The following is a 2276-nucleotide window of genomic DNA, read 5'->3' on the forward strand; positions in this document are numbered from 1 at the left end:
TTCTAAATAATCAGTACGACGGTAAGCACGCTCTACTTTACCCCCAACCGTATGACCTAGAATGGTTTCAGCGACTTCAAAAGGAGCATCGGTTGTTTCTGCGAGCCAATCGCGTAAACTAGAGCGAAAACCATGCGGGCGAGCTTCAAGCCCAATCTGTTGCATATATTGTGACATGCAATTTTCACCAAGAGGACCACGACCTTTTGCAGAAAAGAAGAAATCATTGCGAGAGAGAGGACGCGCTTGTTTCAAAATTTCCAATGCTTCAGATGATAAAGGCACGCGAAACTCTGTTGTAGTATCAAGCCTTCCTTTCATATTTTCAGCAGGGATGGTCCATATATTCCCATCAATCTGATCTTTATGGATATGACGCAAGGGATTTGTACGAACGCCTGTAAGAATAAGTAGACGTAAAGCTAGTTGTGTCATGGTTGTTGTTTGGCAAAGTGTTTTATAAAAATCCGGAACCTCTCTCCAATCCATTGCCGGTATATTTGTGACTTTATGGCGTTGTTTGCCTAAGAGCGCGCGTGCTTTTTCTGTTGCTTGTAAATCAACATCCAAATCCAATGCAGCAGCATGTTTGAAACAAATATTAAGTCGATTTAGTGCTTTCTCTGCTGTTGCCGCTTTTGTATGCCAGATGGGAGCGAGCACATTGCGTATATCGGTTTGGGTAATCTCTGAAATGGGTATACAACCTAACTTAGGGAGAATATAGAGACGTAAAGGTAAAAACCAATCTCCAGCCTTGCCATCTCCTTTTAATTCAGCTTTACGAGTTTCAAACGTATCTAAAGCGATATCTTTTAAGTAATGAAGATTCCGCATTGCCTCACGTTTTTGTTTGTCACGTTCGTTAATTGGGTCACGACCCTCATGCAAAACAGAACGCCATTGAGTTGCTAATTCACGGGCTTGTTTTAAAGAGACATTTCGCAACGCACCCAAGCCCATTTCACGACGCCGCCCGTGGATGGTATAGCGTAAAAGCCATTGAGCGCCACCATCTTTACGCTTATGAAGTAACAAGCCGGCACCATCATTATATTTGCCAGCCCCCAATGTTGCGACAGCCCTTGCATTAAGACGATTCATAAGAGGCATTTTTGTTCCTTTCTAAACGGTTTTCTACCCACACGATAACCCCGCTTATGACGTGCAAATAAGTGACTTTAATTGATTGAACATAAGATGATTTGAGATGAGAGAATCCTACAATATTCGGGGGTCTAATTCAATATGCAAAACAGTAAATTATCATTATAAATCAATGTGTTGCTAGCACCCGGCGCCCTTATTTGAAATGCAAGTAAGTAAAAAAGGGTGGCATTTGAAATGCTGCCCTTTAAAAACAACAATATGTAAAATATTTAAAAATTCATATTGACACTAATAAACCATTATGTTAAACGAATCTCAAGTGCTTAAAAACACGAAAATCACAAGCGGGTTGATCACGATAAGATCTTTCCCTGCTTTTAAGAATACTGGCTATCTTTTGTGCTTTAATTAGCATATAATAATTTATGCCGGGTGTGGTTATGCCATACAAGACCCTTCGCGAGGGAAAAGCATAACGACGGACTTGTGACCGTGTTTTTAGCACCCGGCGCCCGTATGGGATGTCAATTAAAAACAATATTACAAGAAAGGTTTTTCCAATGGAAAACAACGAATTCAATCTAACAACTGACTTCCTCTGCAATCTATGGTTGGCTGTATGCAAAGAAGCTAATCAAGATGATACTGAAGAACAATACCATAATGATCTTGTAGACCTAATGGCAGCAATCGAAAAGGTAATCGTCCTTAAATTACAAAATGAAAATCCTAACATGATAAAAATGTTAGCTATCCTTACTAATTTTGGTTACTCAGAGCCAACATCTGAATTAGAGCCGCTTTTAAAAGCTTATGAACCAAAAATTAATTCAGTAACTGAAATACATCATATAAACAAAGCAGCATAAATCACGGCGCGGGGGGCGCCTCTTTTATTGCAAAAAAAAAGCCGTGTCATATAAAACGCGGCTTTAAGTTTAAAAAAAAGGAGTATGAAAAATAAAATAGTAAACTATAATTGGATTCTAAAAAAAATACGTGAAATATGCAAGAGTCTATAACAAAAAAAACCGCACCAAAATGAATTGATACGGCTTTTCTCTCAAAACTACAGTAAGGAAATTCATAAAATGAGTAGATTTTAAATTACATATTTTGTGTATAAACGCAATATCGTTTTTATCAAATTGCATCTTAAAATGAAT

2 protein-coding genes are annotated in these 2276 nt (G+C 38.3%); one reads left to right on the forward strand and one right to left on the reverse strand.

Annotated elements, in window-relative coordinates:
- On the reverse strand, positions 1 to 1113 hold a 1113-nt coding region (locus tag AC0QT4_RS08870), incomplete at its 3' end, for a tyrosine-type recombinase/integrase (protein ID WP_473201311.1).
- A 557-nt stretch (positions 1114 to 1670) separates the two neighbouring features.
- Here AC0QT4_RS08870 and AC0QT4_RS08875 point away from each other — a divergent pair.
- Positions 1671 to 1979 (forward strand): hypothetical protein, encoded by a 309-nt coding sequence (locus AC0QT4_RS08875; RefSeq protein ID WP_473201312.1) that lies wholly within the window; start codon positions 1671 to 1673, stop codon positions 1977 to 1979.
- The last annotated feature ends 297 nt before the right edge of the window (positions 1980 to 2276 follow it).

This window comes from Bartonella sp. EBT8, from assembly GCF_055796165.1.

Excerpts from the sequence above, each read along its gene's own strand:
- AC0QT4_RS08875 (WP_473201312.1), top strand. The coding sequence starts at position 1,671 with ATGGAAAACAACGAATTCAATCTAACAACTGACTTCCTCTGCAATCTA.